The 24,089-nt window shown below is 71.9% G+C and carries 24 protein-coding genes; 15 read left to right on the forward strand and 9 right to left on the reverse strand.

Annotation, left to right across the window (positions count from 1 at the left end; all coding sequences use genetic code 11):
- Positions 1-35 precede the first annotated feature (35 nt).
- Positions 36-815, reverse strand: a complete 780-nt coding sequence (locus SMD20_RS12225; protein WP_442942474.1) for an HAD-IIA family hydrolase — start codon at positions 813-815, stop codon at positions 36-38.
- A gap of 59 nt (positions 816-874) precedes the next feature.
- On the opposite strand from SMD20_RS12225, the gene SMD20_RS12230 reads away from it, so the two are divergent.
- The 8 genes from SMD20_RS12230 to SMD20_RS12265 all read left to right on the forward strand — a co-directional run bounded on the left by SMD20_RS12230 (position 875) and on the right by SMD20_RS12265 (position 9,887).
- Positions 875-2,068 (forward strand): M20 metallopeptidase family protein, encoded by a 1,194-nt coding sequence (locus SMD20_RS12230; protein WP_329579285.1) that lies wholly within the window; start codon positions 875-877, stop codon positions 2,066-2,068.
- Between the two features lie 58 nt (positions 2,069-2,126).
- Positions 2,127-3,092 carry a zinc-dependent alcohol dehydrogenase family protein gene (locus SMD20_RS12235; protein ID WP_329579288.1) on the forward strand — a complete coding sequence of 322 codons (966 nt, stop codon included), beginning with the start codon at positions 2,127-2,129 and terminating at the stop codon, positions 3,090-3,092.
- Positions 3,093-3,237: 145 nt separating this feature from the next.
- Positions 3,238-5,073, forward strand: a complete 1,836-nt coding sequence (locus tag SMD20_RS12240; RefSeq protein ID WP_329579290.1) for an ABC transporter substrate-binding protein — start codon at positions 3,238-3,240, stop codon at positions 5,071-5,073.
- A gap of 3 nt (positions 5,074-5,076) precedes the next feature.
- Entirely contained in the window at positions 5,077-6,084 is a 1,008-nt protein-coding gene (locus tag SMD20_RS12245; RefSeq protein WP_329579293.1) for an ABC transporter permease, read from the forward strand.
- The gene (locus SMD20_RS12250; RefSeq protein WP_329579296.1) at positions 6,081-6,986 is read left to right on the forward strand and encodes an ABC transporter permease; all 906 of its coding nucleotides are present in this window, start codon (positions 6,081-6,083) and stop codon (positions 6,984-6,986) included. The genes SMD20_RS12245 and SMD20_RS12250 overlap by 4 nt, the downstream gene beginning before the upstream one ends.
- A 5-nt stretch (positions 6,987-6,991) precedes the next feature.
- Complete coding sequence (locus tag SMD20_RS12255) at positions 6,992-8,008, forward strand: ABC transporter ATP-binding protein (RefSeq protein ID WP_329579299.1); 1,017 nt, start codon at positions 6,992-6,994, stop codon at positions 8,006-8,008.
- Positions 8,005-9,015 (forward strand): ABC transporter ATP-binding protein, encoded by a 1,011-nt coding sequence (locus tag SMD20_RS12260; protein ID WP_329579303.1) that lies wholly within the window; start codon positions 8,005-8,007, stop codon positions 9,013-9,015. The genes SMD20_RS12255 and SMD20_RS12260 overlap by 4 nt, the downstream gene beginning before the upstream one ends.
- Positions 9,015-9,887, forward strand: a complete 873-nt coding sequence (locus SMD20_RS12265; RefSeq protein WP_329579308.1) for a GNAT family N-acetyltransferase — start codon at positions 9,015-9,017, stop codon at positions 9,885-9,887. The genes SMD20_RS12260 and SMD20_RS12265 overlap by 1 nt, the downstream gene beginning before the upstream one ends.
- Positions 9,888-9,889: 2 nt before the next feature.
- Here SMD20_RS12265 and SMD20_RS12270 read toward each other — a convergent pair whose 3' ends face one another.
- On the reverse strand, positions 9,890-10,993 hold the full coding sequence (locus tag SMD20_RS12270; protein WP_329579310.1) for an exo-beta-N-acetylmuramidase NamZ family protein: 1,104 nt from the start codon (positions 10,991-10,993) through the stop codon (positions 9,890-9,892).
- Between the two features lie 58 nt (positions 10,994-11,051).
- Between SMD20_RS12270 and murQ the strand changes: the two genes are divergently transcribed.
- The 3 genes from murQ to SMD20_RS12285 are packed head-to-tail and all read left to right on the forward strand — an operon-like array spanning position 11,052 to position 13,435.
- Positions 11,052-11,951, forward strand: a complete 900-nt coding sequence (gene murQ / locus SMD20_RS12275; RefSeq protein WP_329579312.1) for an N-acetylmuramic acid 6-phosphate etherase — start codon at positions 11,052-11,054, stop codon at positions 11,949-11,951.
- 22 nt (positions 11,952-11,973) lie between these two features.
- A complete protein-coding gene (locus tag SMD20_RS12280; RefSeq protein ID WP_329579314.1) occupies positions 11,974-13,020 on the forward strand; it encodes a serine hydrolase domain-containing protein in 1,047 nt (348 codons plus the stop codon).
- 34 nt (positions 13,021-13,054) lie between these two features.
- Entirely contained in the window at positions 13,055-13,435 is a 381-nt protein-coding gene (locus tag SMD20_RS12285; protein ID WP_329579316.1) for a VOC family protein, read from the forward strand.
- On the opposite strand, the gene SMD20_RS12290 is transcribed toward SMD20_RS12285, so the two are convergent.
- Entirely contained in the window at positions 13,432-14,319 is an 888-nt protein-coding gene (locus SMD20_RS12290; RefSeq protein ID WP_329579318.1) for a TIGR03619 family F420-dependent LLM class oxidoreductase, read from the reverse strand. The two genes, SMD20_RS12285 and SMD20_RS12290, sit on opposite strands and share 4 nt — an antisense overlap.
- A gap of 45 nt (positions 14,320-14,364) precedes the next feature.
- Here SMD20_RS12290 and SMD20_RS12295 point away from each other — a divergent pair, with 45 nt between their 5' ends.
- Together SMD20_RS12295 and SMD20_RS12300 are read left to right on the forward strand one after the other, a co-directional pair.
- Positions 14,365-15,228: a phosphotransferase gene (locus SMD20_RS12295; RefSeq protein WP_329579321.1), complete on the forward strand. Its 864-nt coding sequence runs from the start codon at positions 14,365-14,367 to the stop codon at positions 15,226-15,228.
- 58 nt (positions 15,229-15,286) lie between these two features.
- The gene (locus SMD20_RS12300; protein WP_329579324.1) at positions 15,287-15,547 is read left to right on the forward strand and encodes a TFIIB-type zinc ribbon-containing protein; all 261 of its coding nucleotides are present in this window, start codon (positions 15,287-15,289) and stop codon (positions 15,545-15,547) included.
- A gap of 46 nt (positions 15,548-15,593) precedes the next feature.
- On the opposite strand, the gene SMD20_RS12305 is transcribed toward SMD20_RS12300, so the two are convergent.
- The 3 genes from SMD20_RS12305 to pcp form a co-directional block, all read right to left on the reverse strand.
- Positions 15,594-16,457: a hypothetical protein gene (locus SMD20_RS12305; protein ID WP_329579327.1), complete on the reverse strand. Its 864-nt coding sequence runs from the start codon at positions 16,455-16,457 to the stop codon at positions 15,594-15,596.
- 164 nt (positions 16,458-16,621) lie between these two features.
- Positions 16,622-18,256 carry an ABC-F family ATP-binding cassette domain-containing protein gene (locus SMD20_RS12310; RefSeq protein ID WP_329579330.1) on the reverse strand — a complete coding sequence of 545 codons (1,635 nt, stop codon included), beginning with the start codon at positions 18,254-18,256 and terminating at the stop codon, positions 16,622-16,624.
- Between the two features lie 277 nt (positions 18,257-18,533).
- Entirely contained in the window at positions 18,534-19,175 is a 642-nt protein-coding gene (gene pcp / locus SMD20_RS12315; protein WP_329579333.1) for a pyroglutamyl-peptidase I, read from the reverse strand.
- A gap of 130 nt (positions 19,176-19,305) precedes the next feature.
- On the opposite strand from pcp, the gene SMD20_RS12320 reads away from it, so the two are divergent.
- Positions 19,306-19,470, forward strand: coding sequence for a hypothetical protein (locus tag SMD20_RS12320; protein ID WP_329579336.1), 165 nt, complete (start codon positions 19,306-19,308; stop codon positions 19,468-19,470).
- Positions 19,471-19,521: 51 nt separating this feature from the next.
- On the forward strand, positions 19,522-21,276 hold the full coding sequence (locus SMD20_RS12325; RefSeq protein WP_329579339.1) for an AMP-dependent synthetase/ligase: 1,755 nt from the start codon (positions 19,522-19,524) through the stop codon (positions 21,274-21,276).
- Between the two features lie 18 nt (positions 21,277-21,294).
- Here the strand turns inward: SMD20_RS12325 and SMD20_RS12330 are convergent, their stop codons facing one another.
- The 3 genes from SMD20_RS12330 to meaB all read right to left on the reverse strand — a co-directional run bounded on the left by SMD20_RS12330 (position 21,295) and on the right by meaB (position 24,072).
- Complete coding sequence (locus SMD20_RS12330) at positions 21,295-22,380, reverse strand: acyltransferase family protein (RefSeq protein ID WP_329579342.1); 1,086 nt, start codon at positions 22,378-22,380, stop codon at positions 21,295-21,297.
- Positions 22,377-22,997 carry a TetR/AcrR family transcriptional regulator gene (locus tag SMD20_RS12335; protein ID WP_329579345.1) on the reverse strand — a complete coding sequence of 207 codons (621 nt, stop codon included), beginning with the start codon at positions 22,995-22,997 and terminating at the stop codon, positions 22,377-22,379. Before SMD20_RS12335 ends, SMD20_RS12330 begins: the two co-directional genes overlap by 4 nt.
- 79 nt (positions 22,998-23,076) lie before the next feature.
- Positions 23,077-24,072, reverse strand: a complete 996-nt coding sequence (gene meaB, locus SMD20_RS12340) for a methylmalonyl Co-A mutase-associated GTPase MeaB (protein WP_329579348.1) — start codon at positions 24,070-24,072, stop codon at positions 23,077-23,079.
- Positions 24,073-24,089 lie beyond the last annotated feature (17 nt).

Here is a 24,089-nt window from a genome sequence, read left to right on the forward strand (position 1 = left end):
AGCCTGCCAGGCGTACCTGTCGGGATCCGTCAGGTTCAGATGAGGTCGATGAGGTCGGCGACCGAGTCGACGATGAGGGAGGGCCGGTAGGGGTAGCGGTCGATCTGGTCGCGCTGCATGACGCCGGTGAGGACGAGGATCGTGTAGAGGCCCGCCTCCATGCCGGAGACGATGTCGGTGTCCATGCGGTCGCCGATCATCGCGGTGGTCTCGCTGTGCGCCTCGATGTCGTTGAGCGCGCTGCGCATCATGCGGGGGTTGGGCTTGCCGACGAAGTAGGGGGCGACGCCGGTGGCCTTGGTGATGAGGGCGGCGACGGCGCCGCAGGCCGGGAGCGATCCCTCGGTGGACGGCCCGATGGGGTCGGGGTTGGTGGCGATGAAGCGGGCGCCGTTCTCGATGAGCCGGATGGCCCGGGTGATCTGGGTGAAGCTGTAGGTGCGGGTCTCGCCGAGCACGACGTAGTCGGGGTCGAGGTCGGTGAGGATGTAGCCGACCTCGTGCAGTGCGGTGGTGAGCCCGGCCTCGCCGATGACGTACGCCGACCCGCCCGGCCGCTGGTCGTCGAGGAACTGGGCGGTGGCGAGGGCGGAGGTCCAGATGGACTCGGCGGGCACGGTCAGCCCGGCTCCGGCCAGGCGGACGGACAGGTCGCGCTGCGTGTAGATCGAGTTGTTGGTGAGCACCCGGAACTTCTTGCCGGATTCGCTGAGCTTCTTGATGAATTCGGCGGCCCCGGGAACCGGCCGCCCCTCGTGGACGAGGACGCCGTCCATGTCGGACAGCCAGGAGTCGATCCGCTTACGCTGAGTCACCCGGCCATCGTACCGACGTATCTTGTCGACTTCCGTGCCGGTACGTGAACAATGTCGTCATGTCGTTCATGGAATCCGCACAGGACATGCGGGACGAACTCGTACAGCTCAGGCACTCCCTGCACACCACGCCGGAGCTCGGCCTCCACCTCCCCCGCACCCAGGAGAAGGTGCTGGCGGCGCTGGACGGGCTGCCCCTGGAGATCAAGACCGGCTCGGCGCTCAGCTCGGTGACGGCCGTGCTGCGCGGCGGCAGGCCGGGACCCGCGGTGCTGCTGCGGGGCGACATGGACGCGCTGCCGGTGACGGAGAAGAACGACCTGCCCTTCGTCTCCCAGCTGCCCGGCCAGATGCACGCCTGCGGCCACGACCTGCACACCGCGATGCTGGCGGGCGCGGCGCACCTGCTGAGCGCGCGGCGCGAGGAGCTGGCCGGTGACGTGATCTTCATGTTCCAGCCGGGCGAGGAGGGCCACGAGGGCGCCAAGTACATGATCGACGAGGGCGTGCTGGAGGCGGCGGGCGAGCGGCCCGTGGCCGCGTACGGGATGCACGTGGTGTCGTCGATGCTGCCGAACGCGCTGTTCGCCTCCCGGCCGGGTCCGATCATGGCGGCGGCGGACGTGTTCTGCGTGACGGTCAAGGGCCGGGGCGGGCACGGGTCGAGCCCGCACCGGGCGCTGGACCCGATCCAGGCGGGCTGCGCGATGGTGACCGCGCTGCAGACGATGGTGACCCGGACGTTCGACGTGTTCGACCCGGTGGTGGTGACGGTGGGCAGCTTCCACGGTGGCTCGGCCGACAACGTGATCCCCGACGAGGCCCGGTTCGAGGCGACGGTGCGCACGTTCAGCAAGGAGAACAGGACGCTGGTCAAGCGGCGGCTGGTGGAGCTGGTCGAGGGCATCGCGGCGGCGCACGGCATGACGGCGGAGACGTCGTTCGGGATGGGCTACCCGGTGACGGTCAACGACCAGGACGAGGCCGGGTTCGTGGGCAGGACGGCCGACGAGCTGTTCGGGCCGGGGCGTTACTTCGTCGCCCCGCAGCCGGTGATGGGGTCGGAGGACTTCTCGTACGTGCTGGAGCGGGTGCCGGGGGCGTTCGTGTTCCTGGGCGCGTGCCCGCCCGACCTGGACCCGGCCACCGCCCCCTACAACCACTCCCCCGAGGCGCGCTTCGACGACGCGGTGCTCACCGACGGCGCCGCGCTCTACGCCTCACTCGCGGCGACGAGGCTCGCCGTCGCATGAAAAAACGCGAGTGAACACGGCCTGAGGAGGTAACACCCGCAGGAGGAGGTGGCGCGGCATGAGAGCGTGGGTGGTGCGCGAGCCGGGACCGATCGCGTCCGGGCCGCTGGAGCCGGTCGAGCGGGACGTCCCCGAGCCGGGCCCCGGCGAGGTGCTGGTGCGGGTGGAGGCGTGCGGCGTGTGCCGGACCGACCTGCACCTGGCCGAGGGCGACCTGCCGCCGCGCCGCCCGCGCACCACTCCGGGGCATCAGGTGGTCGGCCGGGTCGAGGGCACCGGGCGCCGGGTGGGCGTGGCCTGGCTCCGCTCGACCTGCGGCACGTGCCGCTACTGCCGGCGGGGCATGGAGAACCTGTGCCCTGCCTCGACCTACACCGGCTGGGACGCCGACGGCGGCTTCGCCGAGTACGTGGTGGCGCCCGAGGACTACGTCTACGACCTGCCCGGCGACGTGCCCGCCGAGCGGCTGGCGCCGCTGCTGTGCGCGGGGATCATCGGCTACCGGGCGCTGGCCCGCTGCGACCTGCCGCCGGGCGGGCGGCTCGGCATCTACGGCTTCGGCGCCTCGGCGCACCTCACGGCACAGGCGGCGATCGCGCGGGGCGCGACCGTGTACGCGGTGACCAGGTCGGCGGCCTCGCGCCGGCTGGCGCTGGAGCTGGGCGCGGCCTCGGCGGGCGACCGGCCGCCGGAGCCGCTGGACGCGGCCATCCTGTTCGCGCCGGTGGGTGATCTCGTGCCGCCGGCGCTGGAGGCGCTGGACCGGGGCGGCACGCTGGCGATCGCCGGGATCCACCTGACCGACATCCCGTCGCTGAACTACGAGCGGCACCTGTTCCAGGAGCGCACGGTGCGCAGCGTGACGGCCAACACGCGGGCCGACGGGCGGGCGTATCTGGAGCTGGCGACGGCGCACCCGCCGCGCGTCTCGACGGTGCCCTATCCCCTGGAGGCGGCCGATCTGGCGCTGGCGGATCTGGCGAACGACCAGGTCAACGGCGCGGCGGTGCTGATCGTCGGTTAAAGCTTTACTTGATGGCGCTTAGCGTCACTCTGTACAGTGATGAAGGAAAGTTACATTAACCTCACAGTCTCTGGAGATTATTGACGCCTTCCGGAGGCGACCGTAGGGTCCGGTCAATCCCTTGAGACATCCCCCGGAGCGGCAAATGAAGCGACTGGCAGCGGTAGTGACGTTGCTGGGCCTTGCCGCCGCGACAGCGGCGTGCAGCGGTGGTTCGACCAACAAGTCCGGCGACGCGGCGGGCGGTGGCGGTGGTGGCCTGTTCACCACCATCGACGTCAACCGGCCGGGCCTGGAGGCATCCGCCCCGGCCAACCCGTACAACCCCAAAGGCAACTCTTTCCCGGGCTACAGCTCCATGAAGCTCGGCTGGGTCAAGAACCACCTCACCGACCCCAACCAGGCTCTCCCCGGCATCGCGGCCAGCTGGGAGATCGCCCCCGACAACTCCGCGATCACGCTGAAGCTGCAGCCGAACGCCAAGTGGTCCGACGGCAAGCCCGTCACCGCCGACGACGTGAAGATGTCCATCGGCATCGCCTACACGCAGGGCAGCACGGCCTTCTCCGTCACCCCCGGCGCCGCGGGCGCGGCCGCCGAGGTCACCGTGGTGGACCCGCAGACCGTGAAGATCACGCAGGACATGGCCAACCCCAGTCCGAAGTTCGCGCGGGGCGTCCTCGACACCACCGTGCTGCCCGCCCACGTGTGGAGCAGCGTGCTGCCGGCCGACTTCTGGGACAAGCTGAAGGCCGCCCGCGGTGACGGCGCCGACGCCGAGAAGGCCCGCGAGGAGGTCACCGCCCTGGGCGAGAAGGTCATCGCCTTCGCCCCGCCGAAGGACGTCTCCGCCGGCCCGTTCGTGCTGGAGCGGGTGAACCCGTCCGAGGCGCTGCTGGTGAAGAACAAGTACTTCTTCAACGCCGCGAACGTGGCCCCGGCGCAGGTGAAGTTCCTCAACTACACCGGCAACGAGCAGATCTGGAACTACCTCATCGCCGGCAAGCTCGACCACGCCGGCTTCACCGCCGCGCCGACCGACGTGATGAACCGGATCAAGTCGGCCAACGGCAACGAGGTCATCAAGGGCTACTCGCCGGTCGCGGTGAGCATGGCCTTCAACCAGTCCAAGAAGCCGTACGACAACGTGCACGTGCGCCGCGGCCTGGCCTACCTCATCGACCGCGAGCAGGTCACGCAGGTCGCCTCGCCCGAGGGCGGCACCGCCGCCGTCACCACGAGCGGCATCCACCAGAAGGCCGCCCAGGCCTGGATCCCGGACACGCTGCCGTCGCTGGAGCCGTACAAGGCGGACGTGGCCAAGGCCGAGGAGGAGTTCAAGAAGGCCGGCCTGGTCAAGAAGGACGGCAAGTGGGCGCTGGCCGACGGCTCGGCGTGGAAGGTCTCCATGCACGCGCCCGCCGGCTTCTCCGACTGGCTGTCGGCGCAGGAGAACATCAAGAGCCAGCTCGTCAAGGCCGGCGTGGACGCCGAGGTCGTGACGACCGCCGACTACCCGCTCTACCTGGAGGAGCTGAACGCCGGCAAGTACGACGTCGGCTTCTGGCTGATGGCGCTCGGCCCCGCGCCGTACGACATCTTCCAGCGCCTCTACGGCGCCTCCAACGGCTGGGCCAACGTGGCCGGCAAGGTGCAGCACTCCGCGCCCGGCAAGAACGGCAACTGGATGGGCGGCCCCGAGGAGATCGAGGTCGACGGGGAGAAGATCAACCCCGGTGAGCTGACCGCCAAGCTGAACTCCTCCGACGAGGAGGCCGCCAAGCCGATCATGGCCCAGCTCGCCAAGGCCGCCAACCAGGACCTCCCGGTCATCCAGCTCTGGGACTACGTCAACACCCAGTTCGTCAACAACAGCCGCTTCACCGGCTGGCCGCACGACGACTCCATCCTGCGGATGGGCACCGGTGTCCTGCCCTCGGGCGTGTGGATCCAGCAAGGTCTGATCAAGGCGAAGCAGTAGCCTATGACGCTCATCGCACGGCGACTCGCGGGCCACCTGGCCCGCGGGTTCGTCATGATCCTCGTAGTCGCGACGATCAGCTTCTTCATCGTCAACAACATCCCGGGCGACCCGATGGCCGCCCGTTACGAGAAGCTGGTCGAGGGCGGCATGGCCCCCGAGGCCGCCAGGCAGGCCGTCAAGGTGCTCTACGGCTTCCAGCCCGACGGCAGCCTGTGGCAGCAGTACACCGACTTCATGGCCGGGTTGTTCCGGCTCGACCTCGGCGTCTCGGTCAGCAGGCCCGGAACCCCGGTGCTCGACGTGCTGACCGACGCGGCCAAGTGGACCGTTCTACCGGTGCTGGCCGGCACGCTGCTGAGCTTCCTCGTCGGGATCATCCTCGGCGTGTACGCCGCCGTCAAGCGCAGCGGCAAGCTCGGCGACGCCCTGTCCATCTCGGGCTCGCTGCTGCACGGCGTCCCGCAGTACGTGCTGGCGCTGCTGGTCGTGATGATCTTCTCGACGCTCCTCGGGATCCTGCCCGCGGACGGCTCGGTGGACATCCTGTACGAGCCCGGCTGGAACGCCGGCTACATCGGCTCGCTCGTCGAGCACGCCCTGTTGCCGGTGCTCACCTACGCCCTGTCGGCGTACGGCGGCTGGATCCTGGCGATGAAGTCGTCGGTGGTCACCGTGCTCGGCGACGACTTCATCCTGGCGGCCGAGCTGCGCGGGATGAAGCGCTCGATCGTCTTCCGCTACATCGCGCGCAACGCGATCCTGCCGCTGTTCACCATGCTGGCCCTGTCGCTGGGCCTGCTGCTCGGCGGCGCGGTCTTCATCGAGAAGATCTTCAACTATCCCGGGCTCGGCTGGCTGCTCATCGGCGCCGTCAACGACCGGGACTACGCTCTGATGGGCGGCGCGTTCCTGCTCATCACCGTCGGCACCATTCTCGCCAACATCGTCGCCGACCTCTTCTACACGGTCATCGACCCGCGGGTGCGCAGCGGGGAGGAGGTTTCGTGAGCGCGACGCTCATCCCCGAGACCGGATCGGCCGCCTCGACCCTGCGCCGCAACTTCTGGCGCGGCGTGTGGCGGGTGATGCGGCGCAAGCCGAGCCGCCTGGTCGGCGTGGTCATCCTGGCCGGGTTCGTCGTCATGGCGGTCGTGGGGCCGATGCTGCTGCCCGATCCGCTGCCCAACGACCCGGCCGCGATCACGCGGCCGCCGAGCTGGGAGCACTGGCTCGGCACCGACCCGCAGGGCCGCGACGTGGTCGCGCTGGTCATCACCGGCTCGCGGTACGTACTGCTGACCGCCGCGATCACCGCGCTCATCACGGTCGTCGTCGGCACCTCGATCGGCCTGTTCTCCGGCTTCAAGCGGGGCCGCTGGGACACCGTGCTCATGCGGCTGACCGACATGAAGCTCACCATCCCCGGCCTGCCGCTGCTGCTGGTGCTGGCCACCGTGTGGCGCTTCGGCAGCCCGTGGCAGATGGGCCTGGTGCTCGGCCTGCTGGGCTGGGGCGGCGTGGCGCGGGCGGTGCGCTCGCAGACGCTGTCGCTGCGCGAGCGCGGCTTCATCGAGGCGGCGCGCGGGCTCGGGCTGTCCACGACGCACATCATCGGCAGGGAGCTGCTGCCGAGCATGGCGCCGTACATCGCGATGAACATGCTCATCTCGGTGACCGGCGCGGTCTACTCGCAGGTGGGCCTGTTCTTCCTGGGCGTGCTGCCGTACGAGTCGGACAACTGGGGCGTGATGCTCAACCTGGCCGTGTTCCAGGCGGGCGCCCTGATCACCCCGAACGCGCTCGGCTACCTGCTCGGGCCGCTGGTGGCGATCCTGCTGCTGACGCTGGCCATCGTGCTCGTCGTGGACGCGATGGACGAGATCTTCAACCCCCGGCTGCGCGAGGAGTAGTGAGGGTGAGCAACCAAGCGCCGGGAGTGCGCATCGACGGACTGACCGTCGTCTACAAGACCCCCGCGGGCGAGCTGCCCGCCGTCAGGGGCGTCACGCTGACGCTGGAGCCCGGCTCGATCACCGGCATCGTCGGCGAGTCCGGCTCCGGCAAGTCCACGCTGGCGCTGTCGCTGCTGAACGCGGTGCAGCCGCCCGGCAGGATCGCGGGCGGCAGCGTCGAGATCGACGGGCTCGGCGACGTCGTCGGGCTGCGCGGCGAGGAGCTGCGCAAGGCCCGCGGCAAGCACATCGGCTACGTCTTCCAGGCCGCCCAGAACTCCCTCAACCCGCTCAAGACGGTCGGCAAGCAACTGCTCGACCTGGGCCGTTCGCACGGCGTGGACGACCTCCGCGGCCTGGTGCGCGAGGCCAAGGAGCTGCTCGGCCGCATGGGGCTGGACGGCGCCCGGGTGCTCGACTCGCACCAGCACGAGCTGTCGGGCGGCATGCGCCAGCGCGTCGGCATCATGCTGGCGCTGGTGCTCAACGCCCACCTGGTGGTGCTGGACGAGCCGACGACCGCCCTCGACATGATCACGCAGGCCAACATCCTGCGGATCGTGCGCGAGGTGCACGCCGAGCGCGGGCTGACCACGCTGGTCATCACGCACGACATCGGCGTGGTGGCGGAGGTGGCCGACCGGCTGGCCGTCATGTACGGCGGCCGCCTGGTCGAGCAGGGGCCGACGCGGGAGGTGCTGGGGGCGCCGCGGCATCCGTACACGCGGGGCCTGATCCAGGCCATCCCCCGGCTGACCGGCGACATCGGCGAGGCGCGGGCGCTGCCCGGCCGGCCGCCGACGCTGGCGACCGTGCCGAAGCAGGGGTGCGTGTTCAGGGAGCGCTGCGAGCTGCGCATGGACGTGTGCGACACCGTGGACCCGGAGACCGTCGCCGACGGCCCGCGCCTGGTGGCCTGCCACGCCGTGAACACGCCCGCGCCGGCAGCCAAGGACGTCGCGACGAAGGAGCACGCGTGATCACCGGGACCGGCGTCGTCAAGACGTTCAAGCAGCGCGGCAAGGTGCTCGGCGCCCGCGAGGTGCGGGCGCTGCGCGGCGTGGACTTCGCGATCCCGAAGGGCGGGGCGGCCTCGTTCATCGGGGAGTCCGGCTGCGGCAAGACCACGCTGGGACGCATCATCGCGGGGCTGGAGAGCTACGACGAGGGCGAGATCGTCATCGGCGACGTGCCGATGACGCCGCTGCGGCCCAAGCAGCGCCAGCCGCACTTCCGCAAGATCCAGATGATCCACCAGGACCCGTACTCGGCGCTCAACCCGACCCGGACCATCCACCAGACGCTGCACGCCCCGCTGAGCCTGCGCGCCAAGCAGACCGGCCGGTCGGCGGCGTGGATCGAGGAGCGGGCGGCCGAGGTGCTCTCGCTGGTCGGCCTGGACCCCGGCACGGTGCTGGGGCGCTACCCGCACCAGCTCTCGGGCGGCATGCGGCAGCGGGTGGTCATCGCGCGGGCCCTCACGGTGGACCCGGAGATGCTGGTGGCCGACGAGGCGGTGTCGATGATCGACGTCTCGCTCCGGCTCGGCATCCTGGCGCTGCTGAAGGACCTGCGCGAGCGGCTCGGCGTCAGCGTGCTGTTCATCACGCACGACGTGGCCACCGCCCGCTACATCGGCGACGACGGCGAGCTGTACGTGATCTACCGCGGGCAGGTCGTCGAGCGCGGCGCCGTGGACACGGTGATCGCCGATCCGGTGCATCCGTACACGCAGTCGCTGCTGTCGGCCATCCCGGTGCTGCACGGCCTGGAGCGGCCGGGCGAGGAGCCGGTGACGCCGCTGTCCTCGCTGGACGAGAGCCAGTCCGACGAGGGCTGCCTGTTCGCCCGCCGGTGCCCGTTCCAGGGCGAGCGGTGCGCCGACGAGCGGCCGCTGCTGCAGCTCACCGAGGGGATCCCGCAGGAGCACGCGTGCTTCTACCCCGAGCGGCGCAGCGTGATCGCGCGCCCGATGAGTGAGGTGTGATGGCCTTCGAGGCGCGGCCGATCGCGGACGCGGCGGAGCTGGCCGAGGCGGCCGGGATCGCCGAAGACGCGCTGACCTGCGACCCCGGGGAGGGGGCCGCGCTGGTCCGGCGGCTGGCCACCCCGCCGCCCGGCCGGACGTGGACCGCGCTGGCCGTGGACGGCGGCGTGGTGATGGCGTCACTGTCGGAGAAGGATCCGGCGATCGGGCATCTCGACCTGCTGGCCGTGCACCCGTCGGCGCGCGGCGAGGGCCGCGGCCGGGCACTGGTGCTGGCGGCCGAGGAGTGGCTGCGCGAGCGGGGGGCGCGCGAGGCCCGCTGGGCCGGCAACCCGCCCTGCTACGCCTGGCCCGGCATCGACGTGCGCTACACCGCCGCCGCCTGCCTGGCGGAAAGCCTCGGCTACGAGCGTTACCACACGGCCTGGAACATGACGGCCGACCTGGGCGGCGGCGACCTGTCGGTCGAGGACGACCTGGTGCGGCTGGAGCAGGCCGGGGTGGCCGTGCGCGCGGCCGCCGGGGACGAGCGGGAGCGGGTGGCGGCGTTCGTCGCCGGCCACTGGAACGAGCGCTGGGCCTGGGAGGCGGCCAACGCCACCGGTCTGCACTTCGCCGAGCGTGACGGGGAGATCCTGGCGTTCGCCGCGTGGGGGGCGCGGCCGTCCTGGTTCGGGCCGATGGGCACCGCGCCGGCCGCACGGGGGTTGGGTCTCGGCCGGGTGCTGCTCCGCAGGTGCCTGGCCGAGCAGCGGGCCGCCGGGCAGGCGGACGCCCAGATCGGGTGGGTGGGGCCGTTGCGGTTCTACTCGCGGGCCGTGGGCGCGCGGGCGGAGCGGGTCTTCTGGCTCTACCGGCGCGCCCTGGCGTGATGTCAGCCGTAGAGCAGCGGTCCCGAAGGGGTTCCCGGCGGCGGGCACAGCTCGCGCGGGTCCTCGCCGGCCTCCAGCCGCCGGGTCAGCTCACCGGACCCCCACAGGTGGTCCAGGCCCGGCAGCAGGCGCAGGTCGTCCGGGTAGAGGGTGCGGGCCACGTGCAGCATCGACACGCCGGTCAGCACCGGGCGGAACGCCTCGCGGTCGTGCACGTGGAGCTGGACGCCGCGGACGGGCGTGCCGGCGTGCTTGTGGAAGGTGGGGGTGAAGCGGACGTCGCGGAAGCGCACCCCGGGCAGGCCGAGCGCGTCGAGCGCGGGGGCGAACCGGCCGTCCACGTACGGGGCGCCGATCAGCTCGAACGGCCGGGTCGTGCCGCGGCCCTCGGAGAAGTTCGTGCCCTCGAACAGGCAGGTGCCCGGGTAGACGAGGGCGGTGTCGGGGGTCGGCATGTTGACCGAGGGCATCACCCAGGGCAGCCCGGTCTCCTCCCACGGCGTGTCGCGCCGCCAGCCGGTCATCTCCACGACCGTCAGGTCCACGTCGAAGCCGAACAGCCCGGCCAGCTCGCCCGCCGTCAGCGCGTGCCGCACGGGGATGGGGTGGCGGCCGACGAAGCTGGCGTACGCGGGGTCGAGGAGGGGGCCCTCGGCGACCGTGCCGCCGAGCGGGTTGGGCCGGTCCAGCACCACGAACCGCAGGCCCAGCCGGGACGCCGAGGCGAGCAGGTCGTACATCGTCCAGACGTAGGTGTAGAAGCGGCTGCCCACGTCGGCGATGTCGAAGACGAGCGTGTCCACGCCGGCGGCGGCGACCGCCGCGTCCAGCTCCTCGCCGGCCAATTTGTACGTGTTGTGCACCGGCAGCCCGGTCCGCTCGTCCACGCCGTCGGCCTCGGCGCCGTCGGCCTGGGCGGTGCCGTGCAGGCCGTGCTCGGGGCCGAACAGGGCGGTCACCGGCGCCCCTGCGGCCAGCAGCGCCTCCGCCGTGGGGGTCAGGTCGGGCAGCACGCCGGTGGGGTTCGTGACGAGGCCGAGGCGGGTACCTCCCGCGAGCGCGGGATCGTCGGCCAGCCGTTCGGCGCCAGTACGCACAAGAGTCATGGAGCCATTGTGCTGAAAGATATTTACAAGAGGGAAGATAAGGGTGGAAATTAGCGTCATGATTGATCCGCTACCCGAGCTGTCCACCGAACAGAGCGATCCCCGCTACAGCCAGATCGACCGGCTGCCGACGGAGCAGATCGCCCGACTGATGAACCAGGCCGACGCCGCCGTGCCCGCGGCCGTCGCGGTGGCCATCCCGGCGATCTCGGGAGCCATCGACGCGATCTCCGCCCGCATGTCGCAGGGCGGCCGGCTCCTCTACGTCGGCGCCGGCACGTCGGGACGCCTGGCCGTGCTGGACGCCAGCGAGTGCCCGCCCACGTTCGGCACCGACCCGTCGCTGGTCCAGGGCGTCATCGCGGGCGGGCCCGACGCGCTCACCCGGTCCGTCGAGGGGGCGGAGGACGACCCGGAGGCGGGCGCCGCCGCCATGAAGGACCTCGGCGTGGGCCCGCTGGACTCGGTGGTCGGGGTGTCCGCGAGCGGGCGGGCCCCTTTCGTGCTGGGCGCGCTGGCGGAGGCGGCCGGCCGCGGCGCGCTCACGGTGGGCCTGTCGTGCAACGAGGGCGCGCCGCTGTCGGCCGCCGCCCAGCACGGCATCGAGGTGGTCGTGGGGCCTGAGGTGGTGACCGGCTCGACGCGACTGAAGGCGGGCACGGCCCAGAAGCTCGTGCTCAACATGATCTCGACGATCAGCATGGTCAAGCTCGGCAAGACGTACGGCAACAAGATGGTCGAGATGTCGGCGATGAACTCCAAGCTGGCGGACCGGGCGCTGCGCATGGTCCGCGACATCACCGGCGCTGACCGGGAGACGGCCGGGGCGGCACTCGACGCGGCGGGCGGGCGGACGAAGGTCGCGGTGCTCATGATCCAGCACGGCATCGACGCCGACGCGGCCCGCGCCCTGCTCGCCACGCACGGCGAGCGGCTGAGCGACGCGCTGAGCGGCTGATCACGGGGTGGAGGGGGCGGACATGCCGGACGGGCTCGCGGCGATCCTCGCGGGGGCGGTGCCGCGGATCTGCCCGGCGGCGGTGGCGATGATCGCCGTGGACGGCGAGGTCGCCGCCACGGCCGCCGCCGGCGAACTGGTGCGCTACACCGGCGCGGACGGCGCGCTGGCCGCCGAGCGCCCGCCGGTACGGCACGACTCGATCTTCGACCTGGCCTCGGTCAGCAAGCTGTTCACCACGGTCGTGCTGCTCTCGCTGGCCGAGGAGGGCCGGCTGGCGCTGGACGAGCCGGCCGCCGCGCTGGTCCCCGGCCTCGACGCCCGGATCACCCCGCGCCGGCTGCTCACGCACACCGCCGGTCTGCCGCCCACCCGCCGCGTCGACGTGGAGCTGCCCGACGCCACCGCCGCCGAACGCATGGCGGCGATGTGGCGCACGCCGCCCGCCCATCCGGTCGGCGGCCCCTACCTCTACAGCGACGTCGGCATGATCATGGCGGGCGGGCTCGCCGAGCTGGCCGGGGGCGCGCCGCTCGACGTGCTCGTCCGCGAGCGCGTCACCGGCGTGCTCGGCCTGGCCGATACCGGCTACGGGCCCCGCGACCCCGCCCGCGTCGCCGCCACCGAGTGCAAGGCCGGGCGTCCCGGCACCGGCTGCGTACGCGGCGAGGTGCACGACGAGACCGCCTGGGCCCTCGGCGGCGTCACGGGCCACGCCGGGGTGTTCGCCACCGCCGCCGACCTGCTGGCCTTCGGCGAGACGCTGCGGCGCGGCGGCGGCCCGGTGCTGCGGCCGGAGAGCGTGGCCGAGCTGACCCGCGACCAGGGCGCGACGGGCGCGCCCTTCCGCCACGGGCTCGGCGTGCGCCTCGGCGACCCGGCCATCGTCGGGCCGCTGACCGGCGCCTACGGCCACTCCGGCTTCACCGGCACGTCCCTCGTCGTGGACCCGGTCCGCCGCCTCACCGTGGTGCTGCTCACCAACGCCGTCCACCCCGTACGGGGCCGCGACGGCATCCGCGAGCTGCGCCACGCCGTCGCCGCCGAGGCTCTGCGCCTGGCCGGCTGACCGCCCCGCCGCTTCTGCGCATAGCGTGGAAGGCATGGCAGTGCAGCTGAACCACACCATCGTCGCGGCCCGCGACCGGGACGCGACCGCCGCCTTCCTCACCGAGATCCTCGGGCTGGAGCCCGCTCCCGTCTACGGCCCCTTCCGGGTCGTCTCGCTCGGCAACGGCGTCTCGCTGGACGTGGCCCAGGCCGACGGGCCGGTGACCGCCCAGCACTACGCGTTCCTGGTGAGCGAGGAGGAGTTCGACCGGATCTGGGGGCGTATCAAGGAGCGGGGGCTGACGTACTGGGCCGATCCGCACCACCGGCGGCCCGGCGAGATCAACACCAACGACGGCGGGCGCGGCCTCTACTGGTCCGGTCCCGACGGACACAATCTGGAGATCATCACCGTCCCGTACGGCGGAGGCTAGGGAGCCAGCGCCTCCAGGGCCTCCTCGGCGCGGCGCGCGGCCTCGCCAGCGTCGAGGCCGACGAACTCCTGGTCGAAGTTGAGGTCGTGGAAGACGTCGGTCACCCCGGCCGCGGCGAGCGCGTCCACGTCGGCGCGGATCTTGTCGTACGGGCCGGTCAGCGGCCGCTCGCCGGGCTCGGGCCTGACCCGCGTGACGCCGCGGCAGACGAAGCGGAACCCGGCCGCGTCCCGCCCCGACGCGGCCAGCTCCGCCTTGATCAGCTTGATCCGCTCCGCGATGGCCGTCAGGTCCTCCCTGCTGGAGCTCACCCACCCGTCCGCCAGCCGGGCCGCCCGGCGCAGCGCCACCTCGGCCGTGCCGCCGAGCAGGATCGGCGGCGGCCCCGGCTCCGGCTTGGGGTCGAGGTGCGACGCCGGCACCCGGTAGAAGGCGCCCTCGTGCTCGACCGGGTCGTCGTTCCACACCTTTCGCAGCACCTCGACGAACTCCTCGCCCCGCCGCCCGCGCCCCTCGAACGCCACGCCGGCCGCCGTGAACTCCTCCGGCACCCACCCGAGCCCGATGCCCGCGGTGAGCCGCCCGCCGGAGAGCGTCTGCAGCGTGGCGAGCTGCTTGGCCAGCACCACGGGCTGTACGTACGCGTTGAGCACGGCGACCGCGAGCCCGATCCGCCCGGTCACCCCCGACAGGTGCGCGAGCGTCACCACGGGGTCGTGCACGCTGCGGTAGGTCGGCCCCATCTCGTGGCCCACGGGGTAGAGCAGGCGCTGGAACGTCCAGAGGTCGTGGTAGCCGAGCTCCTCGGCCCGGACGGCGACCCGGCGCAGGTTGTCCGGGGTGGCCCAGGCTCCCGACTGCGGTACGGCGAAACCTATTTTCATGCTCCCAGTCTGACCGACCGGTTTGCCGCCAATAGTCTGTACCCCGTGGGTCTCAAGGAGGAGCTGGCCGAGGTCGCCGCCGGCTACGGCGGCACGGGCGCGCCCGTGTTGCATCCGACACGTACGGACGTGGTCGTGCTGCGCAGGGGCGAGGTGGTGGTCAAGGCCCACTCGGCCCGCGACGACGCGGAGGAGCTGCGCTTACGACTGTGGGCCGCCGCCTCCCCCGCGGTGAGCGCGGTCATGCTGGCCCCGCTCGACCCCGAGGTGCTGACGGTCGCCGGGCGCGCGGTCACGGTGTGGCCCGCCGGGCGGCCCGTCCGTCAGGACGACCTCGACCACGCTCCCTGGGAGGAGGGGGCCCGGCTGCTGGCCGCGCTGCACGCCGTGCCTCTCACGCTGATGCCCGCGCTCCCCGCCGCGGGAGGGCCCGCGCGGGCCGCCCGCGCCGTCGGCAGGATGACCGGCGACGGTCCGGTGGAGGCGCTGATCCGGCGGACGTTCAAGGAGCTGCCCGCGCCCCCGCCCATCCCCGGGCCCACCCCCGGGCTGCTCACGCACGGCGACTGGCATCTCGGGCAGCTCGTCCGCCGCGACCGCTGGCTGCTCATCGACGTCGACGATCTGGGCGTCGGCGACCCGGCCTGGGACCTGGCCCGGCCGGCCGCCTGGTACGCCGCCGGCCTGCTCGATCCGGCCGTGTGGCAGCGGTTCCTGGGCGCCTACCTGGCCGCGGGCGGGCCCGCGCTGGGCGGCGGCGACCCGTGGGCGCGGCTGGACGTCCCGGCGCGGGCGCTGACCGTGCAACTGGCCGCCGTGGCCGTGGTCAACGCCGGGCGCGAGGGCCGGGAACTCGACGACGTCGAGCATTCGTTGATCGAGGCGTGCAACCGAATCGTCAGAGCGTAGGCGGGTTGCGCGCGGTAGGTTTCATCCTGGAACCTGAAAGCCAAGGAGAGCGACTTCGATGCAGTGTCCCAAGTGCCGCGGGAACATGCGGACCTATGAGCGCAACGGCGTCCACATCGAGCAGTGCGACAACTGCCGCGGAATCTTCCTCGACTACGGCGAGCTGGAGACCCTGACCAGGATGGAGACGCAGTACCACGCGGCTCCCCCGCCGCCGCCCGCCCCCGGCCCGGCCTGGGGCGCGCCGCCGCACGGCGGCTACCACCACGGCCACCACCGCCACCAGCGCAGCTGGGTGGGCATGCTGTTCTCCACCTGATCGTGCGCGGGCCGCGTCCTCCTGCGAGGGCGCGGCTCCTGGCCGGTCAGCCGGGGAAGGACTCCGGGTCGACCGGGGCGGTGCGGGCGTTGCCGCCCGTGATGGCGTGCAGCGTGACGCGCCAGTCGTGCCAGCGGATCTGCGTGGCGGTGACCGTCGTCTTGAACGTCACCGACTTCTGGAACCTCTCGAAGCTGCACTCCCGGGTGAACGCCTTGTTCCGGCCGTCCCAGTCCACGCCGTGCGTGAAATAGATCTTGTACGAGCCGTCGCGCACGCCCTTCACCTTGAACTTGGCCTTGCGGCGCACGTACACGCTGAACGCCTTGCTCTTGCCGCGCATCACGGTCACCACCGCGTCCCTGGTGGCGCCGTTGTCGATCTCCAGCGAGCTGCGCCCGCCGAACGATCCGTTCCGGACGAACGAGCCGTTGCCGAGCCGCCGGGTCTGCTTGCGCGCCGCCTTCACGTCCACCACGTCGGCCGGGTAGCCGCCGGCCTTCTGCAGCGCCTCCCCCGCCTCGTCCAGCGCCTTGAGCTTGGCGCCGAGGTCGGCGAGCACGGCCGAGGAGGTGCACAGGGCGCGCGCGCCGACCTTGCCGCTCGTGGTGCCGAGCGCGGTGACGAAGTCCTGCAGGCTGGTGACGTACGCGTCGTGCTGCGGGCGCACGTCGGCCGGCGGGACCAGCGCGGCCAGCGACTCGGCCGCGCCGGACAGTGTCTCCTCGGCCTTGCTGACCCGCTGGTCGAGCGCCTTGACCCCGCGCGCCCCCGCGAGCGAGCCGATCGCGTCGGCCATCGGCTTGTGCCTGCCGTCGAGCTCGGCCTTGTACGCCTCGGGGGTGAGCGCGCTCGCGCTCGGCGCGGCCGAGGCCGCGTCGCCGCCGGTCCCCCCGGTGCCGCCGGCCACGCCGGAGACCGTGGACGAACCCCCTTCGGGGGTCGGCGCGGTGGAGGAACAGGCGCCGACCGTGAGGGTCGCGAGAGCGAGAACACACGAGATCAAACGGGGTGAAGCCACCTGCCACACTATCGCCCGGTTGCTCCCCGCCCGTCAATCGGAGCCCCCTCCGGTCAGACCTCCGTCAGCCCCCTCTCCCGGTCCTGGACCAGCCGCCTGGTGACGCCGATCGTCTCCAGGAACGGCAGGTCGTGGCTCGCCACGATCAGCGCGCCCCGGTAGGCCGCCAGGGCCTCGGCGAGCCGGCGGACGCTGGCCAGATCGAGATTGTTGGTCGGCTCGTCCAGCAGGAGGAGTTGCGGCGGCGGCTCGGCCGACAGCAGCGCGGCCAGCGTGGCGCGGAAGCGCTCGCCGCCCGACAGCGTGCCGACGGCCTGGGCGGCCCGCTCGCCGCGGAACAGGAAACGCGCGAGCCGGCCGCGTACCTCGTTGACCGACGCCGAGGGCGCCACGGCCCGGACGTTGTCGATGATGCTGAGCGCGTCGTCGAGCAGGTCGAGCCGCTGCGGCAGGTAGCGGACCGGCACGTGCACGCCCTCGCCGGCGGCGATGCGCTTGAGCAGGGTCGTCTTGCCCGAGCCGTTCCTGCCGAGCAGCGCGATCCGCTCGGGACCGCGGACGACCAGCGTCTCCAGCGGCACGGCGCGGTCCGCCGCCGCGTCCTCCTCCGCCTCCCCTTCCTCCGTTTCCGCGGGCGGAGCGGGTTGCGGCGGGGTGAGCGGGAGGGACAGGACCGTGCGGCCGGACGGGACCTCGGTGCCGGGCAGCTCGATCCTGATCTCCGCGTCGCCCCGCACCGCCTGCTCGGCCTCGCCCAGCCGCTCGCGTGCCTCCTCCAGTTTCTCCTCGTGCAGGGTCCGCTGCTTGCCCGCGGTGGCCTGCGCCTTGCGCTTGAGCCCGTTGGCGACGATCTTCGGCGCCCTGTTGTTCGCGGCGGCCTTCTTGCCGGCCCTGATGTTCCTGTCGATCCTGATCCGCGCCTCGATGAGCTCGCGCTGCTGCCGCCGCACCTCGCTCTCGGCGGCGCGTACGGTCCGCAGCGCGGCCTCCTGCTCGGCGGCGGCCTGCTCCTCGTAGGCGGTGAGGTTGCCGCCGTAGAAGCGCACGCCGCCCTCGCGCAGCTCGGCGATCTGGTCGACGAGCTCCAGCAGCGCCCGGTCGTGGCTGACCACGACGAGCACCCCGGGCCAGGCGGTCACGGCGGCGTACAGCCGTTCGCGGGCGTCCACGTCGAGGTTGTTGGTGGGCTCGTCGAGCAGCAGCACCTCGGGCCGTTTGAGCAACTGGGCGGCGAGCGCGACCATGACGGTCTCGCCGCCGGACAGCGTGCCGACCGTGCGGTCCAGCCCGAGGTGGGCGAGGCCGAGCCGGTCGAGCTCGGCCTGCGCGCGCTCCTCGACGTCCCAGTCGTCGCCGATCGCGGCGAAGTGCTCCTCGGCGACGTCGCCGCTCTCGATGGCGTGCAGCGCGGCCCGCTTCTCGCTGATCTCCAGCAGGTCGGAGACCGTACGGGCGGCGACGAGCGGCACGTTCTGCGGCAGGTATCCCACCTCTCCGGTGACGGTGACCGAGCCGGACCGCGGGGCCAGCTCACGAGCGATGATCTTCAGCAGGGTGGACTTGCCCGACCCGTTGACCCCGATCAGGCCGGTACGGCCGGCGGGGAAGGCGGCGTCGAGCCCGTCGAGCACCCGGGTGCCGTCCGGCCAGGCGAAGCTGACCCGGTCGACGACGATGGAACAAGGCATTGGAGGCGGCTCCCAGCACAAAAGTCGAAATCTTGCGACAAATTTCGTGACAGGCGGGAAACACCGCAGACGTGCGACACACATGGAAGCCGGGGCCGAGCCCGCGACGGAGGGGCGAAGAGATCGCCGAGAGGTCCAGGTGAGCGCACGAAAAGCCCGTGACAGGGCGGAACTGCGCGGTGCCCGCGACCTCAGATCCTCACGTCAACTGCCCCCGTGGGTCGGCGATAAGACCGTCCCAGGTTAGGGGATCACCCCGAGCAGGGGCAACCGCGGGTCAGTGGAGGGAGCCGCCGGTCTCCTTCAGGTCCTCGGTCGTGGTGACCGCCGCGGACACGATCGCCGTCAGCGCCTCGGCGATGGACCAGGCGGGCATCGACGGCTTGTCGCCGTCCGGGACCTGCTCGGGCAGGTAGGGCACGTGCACGAAGCCGCCGCGCCGTCCCGGCCGGCCGGACTCCAGGAGGTGCATCAGGCCGTAGAAGACGTGGTTGCAGAGGTACGTGCCCGCCGTGTGCGAGACGGACGCCGGCAGGCCGGCATCGCGGACGGCGGCCACGCACGCCTTCACGGGGAGAGTGGAGAAGTACGCCGCCGGACCGCCCGCCACGATGGGCTCGTCGACGGGCTGGACGCCCTTGTTGTCCGGGATCCTGGCGTCGTCGAGGTTGACGGCGACGCGCTCGATCGTCATGCCCGCCCTCCCGCCCGCCTGCCCGACGCAGATGACGACCTCCGCCCCGGACTCCTCGACGGCCGCGCGCAGCCGCGCGATGGCGTCGTGGAAGACCACCGGCAGCAGCGCCGTGGTCAGCGACACCCCGTCCGGCGGCGTGGCCTCGGCCAGCCGCACCGCCTGCCACGACGGGTTGACGGCGGAGCCGCCGAACGGCTCGAACCCGGTGAGCAGCACACGCATCGGGGGTTTCCTCTCGGGTGCGGGGGAAGGGGCGGGGAGGCCCCTCCATGATGGCCCACGTGCGGGTCGCCGCCGGCGAAGCAGGTTGTAAGTGTTGAACTGAACAAGGTCCTTACCTCAGGTTGGAATCATGCACCCCGGACACCGGCACGACCCCCTCGCCCTGACCGTCGTCTCCTCCCACCGCACCTCCGACGGCCTGGTGTGCTATCTCCGCTGCGCCTGCGGCGCATGGGAGGTCCGCACCCCGGGAACGGTCGCCGCGATCCAGCCGCGGAGCCGGACCGTCGACTGATCGCGGCCTCCCGTCCTAGAGTCGGCACAAAAGCACCTCTGGAGGACAGGCATGTCGAGCATCCCCGCCCTGTTACGCGACCGGATCGCGGCCACCCCCGACGCCGAGGCGTACCGCGTGCCCACCGACGACGGCTGGGAGTCGTTGTCGTGGCGCGAGGTGGGCGAGCGCGTGCGCGGGCTGGCCCTCGGCCTGGCGGCACTGGGAGCCGGCCCCGGCAGACGGGTGTCCATCCTGTGCTCGACCCGGCTGGAGTGGATCCTCACCGACCTCGCCGTGCTGGCGACCGGCGCCGCCACGACGACGATCTACCCGTCCAACACGGCCGCCGAGGCGGCCTTCGTCATCACCGACTCCGGCAGCACGATCGTCGTGGCCGAGAACGACGAGCAGGTGGCCAAGCTGCGCTCGGTCCGGCAGGAGCTGCCCGGCGTCACGCAGGTGATCGTCGTCGACGGCTCCCCCGGCGACGACGGCTGGGTGGTGCCGCTCGACGCGGTGACCGGCGAGGGCGACTACGACGCCATGGTGGACGCCATCACCGAGGACGACCTCGCCACCCTCATCTACACCTCGGGCACCACCGGCCGGCCCAAGGGCGTGGAGCTCACCCACGACAACTGGCTGTACGCCGCCGACGCGGTCCGGCAGCTCGGTCTCATCTCCCCCGCCGACCTGCACTTCCTCTGGCTGCCGCTGTCGCACTCGTTCGGCAAGCTGCTGGAGGTCGTGATGATCGGCATCGGCGTGCCGACCGCGATCGACGGCCGGCTCGACAAGATCGCCGACAACCTGGGGGTGGTGCGGCCGACCATCATGGCCGCCGCGCCGCGCATCTTCGAGAAGATCCACAACACCGTGGTCGCGTCCATGCGGCGCGAGGGCGGCGCGAAGCTGCGCATCTTCGAGTGGGCGCGCAGGACCGGCATCCGGGTCAGCCGGGCCCGCCAGCGCGGCGCGAGCCTGCCGCTCACCACCCGCGCCGAGTACGCGCTGGCCGACCGGCTCGTCTTCGCCAAGCTGAGGGAGCGCTTCGGCGGCCGGGTCCGCTACTTCATCTCGGGAGCGGCCCCGCTCAACACCGACATCGCCGAGTTCTTCGACGCGGCCGGCCTGACGATCCTCGAAGGCTACGGGCTGACCGAGTCGTCGGCGGGCAGCTTCCTCAACCGGCCCGACTCGCCGCGCTTCGGCACGGTGGGCCCGCCGCTGCCCGGCACCGAGGTGCGCATCGCCGACGACGGCGAGATCCTCATCGGCGGGCGCGGGATCATGCGCGGCTACCACGGGCTGCCCGAGGAGACCGCGGCGGCGCTGGAGGACGGCTGGCTGCGCACGGGCGACATCGGCGAGCTGGACGAGGCCGGCCGGCTGCGCATCACCGACAGGAAGAAGGAGCTGATCAAGACCTCCGGCGGCAAGTACGTCGCGCCGACCCACCTGGAGGGCTCGATCAAGGCGGCCTGCCCGTACGTGTCGCACGTGTTCGTCCACGGCGACCGGCGCAACTACGTCACCGCCCTGGTCACGCTCGACATGGACGTGGTCGCGCCATGGGCGGCGGCCGAGTCGCTGCCGGCCGACGCCGAGGCGCTGCGCGAGCACCCGCGCATGCGCGAGGAGGTCCAGAAGGCGATCGACCAGGTCAACGCCGACCAGGCCAGCTACTCGACGGTCAAGAAGTTCGCGATCCTCGCCGAGGACTTCACCGTGGAGAGCGGCGAGCTGACCGCCAGCCTCAAGATCCGCCGCAAGATCGTCGAGGAGCGCCACGGCAAGACCCTGGACGGCTTCTACGACGGCTGAGCACGTCCCGGGGGCCGGTCACAACACCCGATCGGCCCCCGGCAGCCGCCGGACCAGGAAGGCCAGCCCCCAGCACAAAGGCAGCGCCGGCACCAGCATGATCGCGAACTTGACCGCGGCGGGCGCGGACAGCCAGCGCAGCGCCCAGCCGAGGCCGACCAGCACGAGCGGGTGAACGACGTAGACGGTGTAGGCGTGCCGGGACAGGAACCGGCCGCGGGGCCCCTGCCGGTTCCACCGCTCGCGGAACCACACGGTGAGCCCGATGATCATGCCGACCGCGAAGACCGACTGCCACACGCTCATCGCGACCGAGGCCAGCGGCCCCTCGCCGAGCGCCACCGGCATGAGCGCCGCCGTGGCGGCCCCGGCCGCGCCGAAGCCCAGACGGGACGCCCGCACCGGCAGCGTCTCGAACCAGCCGCGCCGGTGGGCGACGCAGCCGAGCACGAACATCGCCACGTACTGCGGCATGAAGTCCGGCGTCGGCAGCCCCAGCGCGTAGGTGCCGGTGGGCACCGGGATCCGCCACAGGATCGTGGCCACCGCCAGCCCCAGCGTGAACAGCACGATCCACCGCGGCCGCAGCGGGGCCGGGCGGGCGGGGAGCGGCGCGCGCAGCGCGCGCCAGCCGGCGTAGACCAGCGCGAAGACGATCAGCACCTCGGCGAACCACATCGGGCCCGCGTCCACGGTGTCGAGGTAGTACTGCCAGTAGGGGACCGGCCGGTCCTCCGCCAAGTAACCCCCGAGCCCGGCCAGCGGTCGCAGCAGCACGACGTAGACCAGCAGCGGGACGCCGAGCCGGAGCAGCCGGTCGGCGAGGAACCGGCCCGCGCCCTTGCGGTCGTAGGAGCCCGGGGTGAAGAAGCCGGAGATGAGGAAGAAGAACCCCATGAAGAACGCCTGGTTCGTGATGAGCAGGACGTCCAGCAGGAAGCCCGAGGGGTCCTGGGCGGGCTCGGTGTAGTACCAGAGCGGGATGTGGGAGTAGGTGATGGCGGCGTGGTGCACGACCACCAGCGCGGTGAGCACGACGCGCAGGTTGTCGAGGGCGAGGATCCTGGTGGTGGTGCTCGTGGTGCCGGTGGCCTCGGTCTTCATGTCACACATGCCCTTTCGAGGAGGTCGGCGAGCTGGCGCGCGTGCTCGTCCAGGTCGTGCTCGGGGTGCGCGACCCAGTAGGCGAACATCGCGTCCACCGCGGCGGAGTGGGTGACGGCCATCACCCGGACGTCGAAGTCGCGGAACTCCCCGGTGGCCTGGCCGGCGCGGTAGATGCTCTCCAGGCTCCGGTAGATTTCCTCGTTGGTCCTGATCCCGAAGCGGGGGCTGCCGTCGGCGTCCCGCAGGTTGCCGAAGATCTCGCCCAGCGCCTTGAGTCCCTTGCGCTGCCCCCGCATGTAGGCGGCGACGGACAGCACGTGCGTGCGCAGCAGCTCCGTGGGCGACTCGATGCCCTTCATCTCGGCGAGGACGTGGTCGGCGATGGCGGTGTAGGTGACCACGACGACCTCGGTCATCAGCTCGTCCTTGCCGGCGAAGTGGTAGGAGATGAGCCCCTTGCTGATGCCGGCGTGCCTGGCGATGCGCGCCAGGGACGCCTGGGCGAACCCGACGTCGGCGATCACGTCGATGGCCGCGGCCACGATCTGAGCCCTCCGGGCGTCCTCGATGAACGACCGCACCTTCTGACCAGTTGGCTCATTTTCTGACCGCATGGCCAAAATCTAGCACGCGCGGCCAGGAAACGAGCGGCGTCCCTCGATCAGAAGTGGCAGGGCCGCCTTCGAGCGGACGTCAACAGGGACGCTTGAAGACCGAGAGGAGCCGGTCGGCGGCGAGCGCCGGGGTCAGCGAGCCGTCCAGGATCTGCCGCTCCACCTCGTCCTTGATGGCGGCCACCTCGGGGTCGTCGCGCAGCTCGGCCAGCAGCCGCTCGCGGACCATCGTCCACGTCCAGCCGACCTGCTGGGCCCGGCGCCTGGCGGGCAGGTCGATCGACTCCTGGTGCGCCACGACGTGCCGCCACAGCTTCTCCAGGCCGTCGCCGGTCAGGCCGCTGCAGGTCAGGACGGGCGGCGGGGTGCTGTCGGAGCGCAGCATGCGCAGCGCGCCGGCCAGCTCCCTGGCCGCCTTCTTGGCGGGGAGCTGGTACTCGCCGTCGGCCTTGTTGACCGCGATCACGTCGGCCAGCTCCAGCACGCCCTTCTTGATGCCCTGGAGCTGGTCGCCGGTACGGGCCAGGGTGAGCAGCAGGAACGTGTCCACCATGTCGGCCACGGCGGTCTCCGACTGGCCGACGCCGACGGTCTCGACGAGCACCACGTCGAACCCGGCCGCCTCCACCACGACCATCGCCTCCCGGGTGGCCTTGGCCACGCCGCCCAGTGTCCCCGACGTGGGCGAGGGCCGGATGAAGGCCGCGGGATCGACGGACAGCCGGGACATGCGGGTCTTGTCGCCGAGGATGCTGCCGCCGGTGCGGGTGGAGGACGGGTCGACCGCGAGGACGGCGACCTTGTGCCCCTCCCCGGTCAGCATCGTGCCGAACGCGTCGATGAACGTGGACTTGCCCACGCCCGGCACGCCCGACACGCCGATCCGGCGGGCGTGGCCGGTGAGCGGGGTGAGCTCGACGAGCAGCCGCTGGGCCAGGGCCATGTGGTCCGGCCTGGTGGACTCGACCAGCGTGATCGCGCGGGCGATCCACGTACGCGAGCCCGCGCGGACGCCGTCGGCGTAATCCTCCAGCGAGTGCACGCCCCGCACCCCTTTCTCCCTCTTGGTCATCATGTCTTCTGACAAACGTT

It is taken from the genome of Nonomuraea sp. LP-02, assembly GCF_036289125.1.
Classification (GTDB): domain Bacteria; phylum Actinomycetota; class Actinomycetes; order Streptosporangiales; family Streptosporangiaceae; genus Nonomuraea; species Nonomuraea bangladeshensis.

Excerpts from the sequence above, each read along its gene's own strand:
- SMD20_RS12280 (WP_329579314.1), top strand. The coding sequence starts at position 11,974 with ATGCCGGACGGGCTCGCGGCGATCCTCGCGGGGGCGGTGCCGCGGATC.
- SMD20_RS12270 (WP_329579310.1), bottom strand. The coding sequence starts at position 10,993 with ATGACTCTTGTGCGTACTGGCGCCGAACGGCTGGCCGACGATCCCGCG.
- SMD20_RS12285 (WP_329579316.1), top strand. The coding sequence starts at position 13,055 with ATGGCAGTGCAGCTGAACCACACCATCGTCGCGGCCCGCGACCGGGAC.
- SMD20_RS12325 (WP_329579339.1), top strand. The coding sequence starts at position 19,522 with ATGTCGAGCATCCCCGCCCTGTTACGCGACCGGATCGCGGCCACCCCC.
- SMD20_RS12235 (WP_329579288.1), top strand. The coding sequence starts at position 2,127 with ATGAGAGCGTGGGTGGTGCGCGAGCCGGGACCGATCGCGTCCGGGCCG.
- SMD20_RS12330 (WP_329579342.1), bottom strand. The coding sequence starts at position 22,380 with ATGAAGACCGAGGCCACCGGCACCACGAGCACCACCACCAGGATCCTC.
- SMD20_RS12290 (WP_329579318.1), bottom strand. The coding sequence starts at position 14,319 with ATGAAAATAGGTTTCGCCGTACCGCAGTCGGGAGCCTGGGCCACCCCG.
- pcp (WP_329579333.1), bottom strand. The coding sequence starts at position 19,175 with ATGCGTGTGCTGCTCACCGGGTTCGAGCCGTTCGGCGGCTCCGCCGTC.
- SMD20_RS12300 (WP_329579324.1), top strand. The coding sequence starts at position 15,287 with ATGCAGTGTCCCAAGTGCCGCGGGAACATGCGGACCTATGAGCGCAAC.
- murQ (WP_329579312.1), top strand. The coding sequence starts at position 11,052 with ATGATTGATCCGCTACCCGAGCTGTCCACCGAACAGAGCGATCCCCGC.
- SMD20_RS12320 (WP_329579336.1), top strand. The coding sequence starts at position 19,306 with ATGCACCCCGGACACCGGCACGACCCCCTCGCCCTGACCGTCGTCTCC.
- SMD20_RS12310 (WP_329579330.1), bottom strand. The coding sequence starts at position 18,256 with ATGCCTTGTTCCATCGTCGTCGACCGGGTCAGCTTCGCCTGGCCGGAC.
- meaB (WP_329579348.1), bottom strand. The coding sequence starts at position 24,072 with ATGATGACCAAGAGGGAGAAAGGGGTGCGGGGCGTGCACTCGCTGGAG.
- SMD20_RS12230 (WP_329579285.1), top strand. The coding sequence starts at position 875 with ATGTCGTTCATGGAATCCGCACAGGACATGCGGGACGAACTCGTACAG.
- SMD20_RS12335 (WP_329579345.1), bottom strand. The coding sequence starts at position 22,997 with ATGCGGTCAGAAAATGAGCCAACTGGTCAGAAGGTGCGGTCGTTCATC.
- SMD20_RS12245 (WP_329579293.1), top strand. The coding sequence starts at position 5,077 with ATGACGCTCATCGCACGGCGACTCGCGGGCCACCTGGCCCGCGGGTTC.
- SMD20_RS12265 (WP_329579308.1), top strand. The coding sequence starts at position 9,015 with ATGGCCTTCGAGGCGCGGCCGATCGCGGACGCGGCGGAGCTGGCCGAG.
- SMD20_RS12240 (WP_329579290.1), top strand. The coding sequence starts at position 3,238 with ATGAAGCGACTGGCAGCGGTAGTGACGTTGCTGGGCCTTGCCGCCGCG.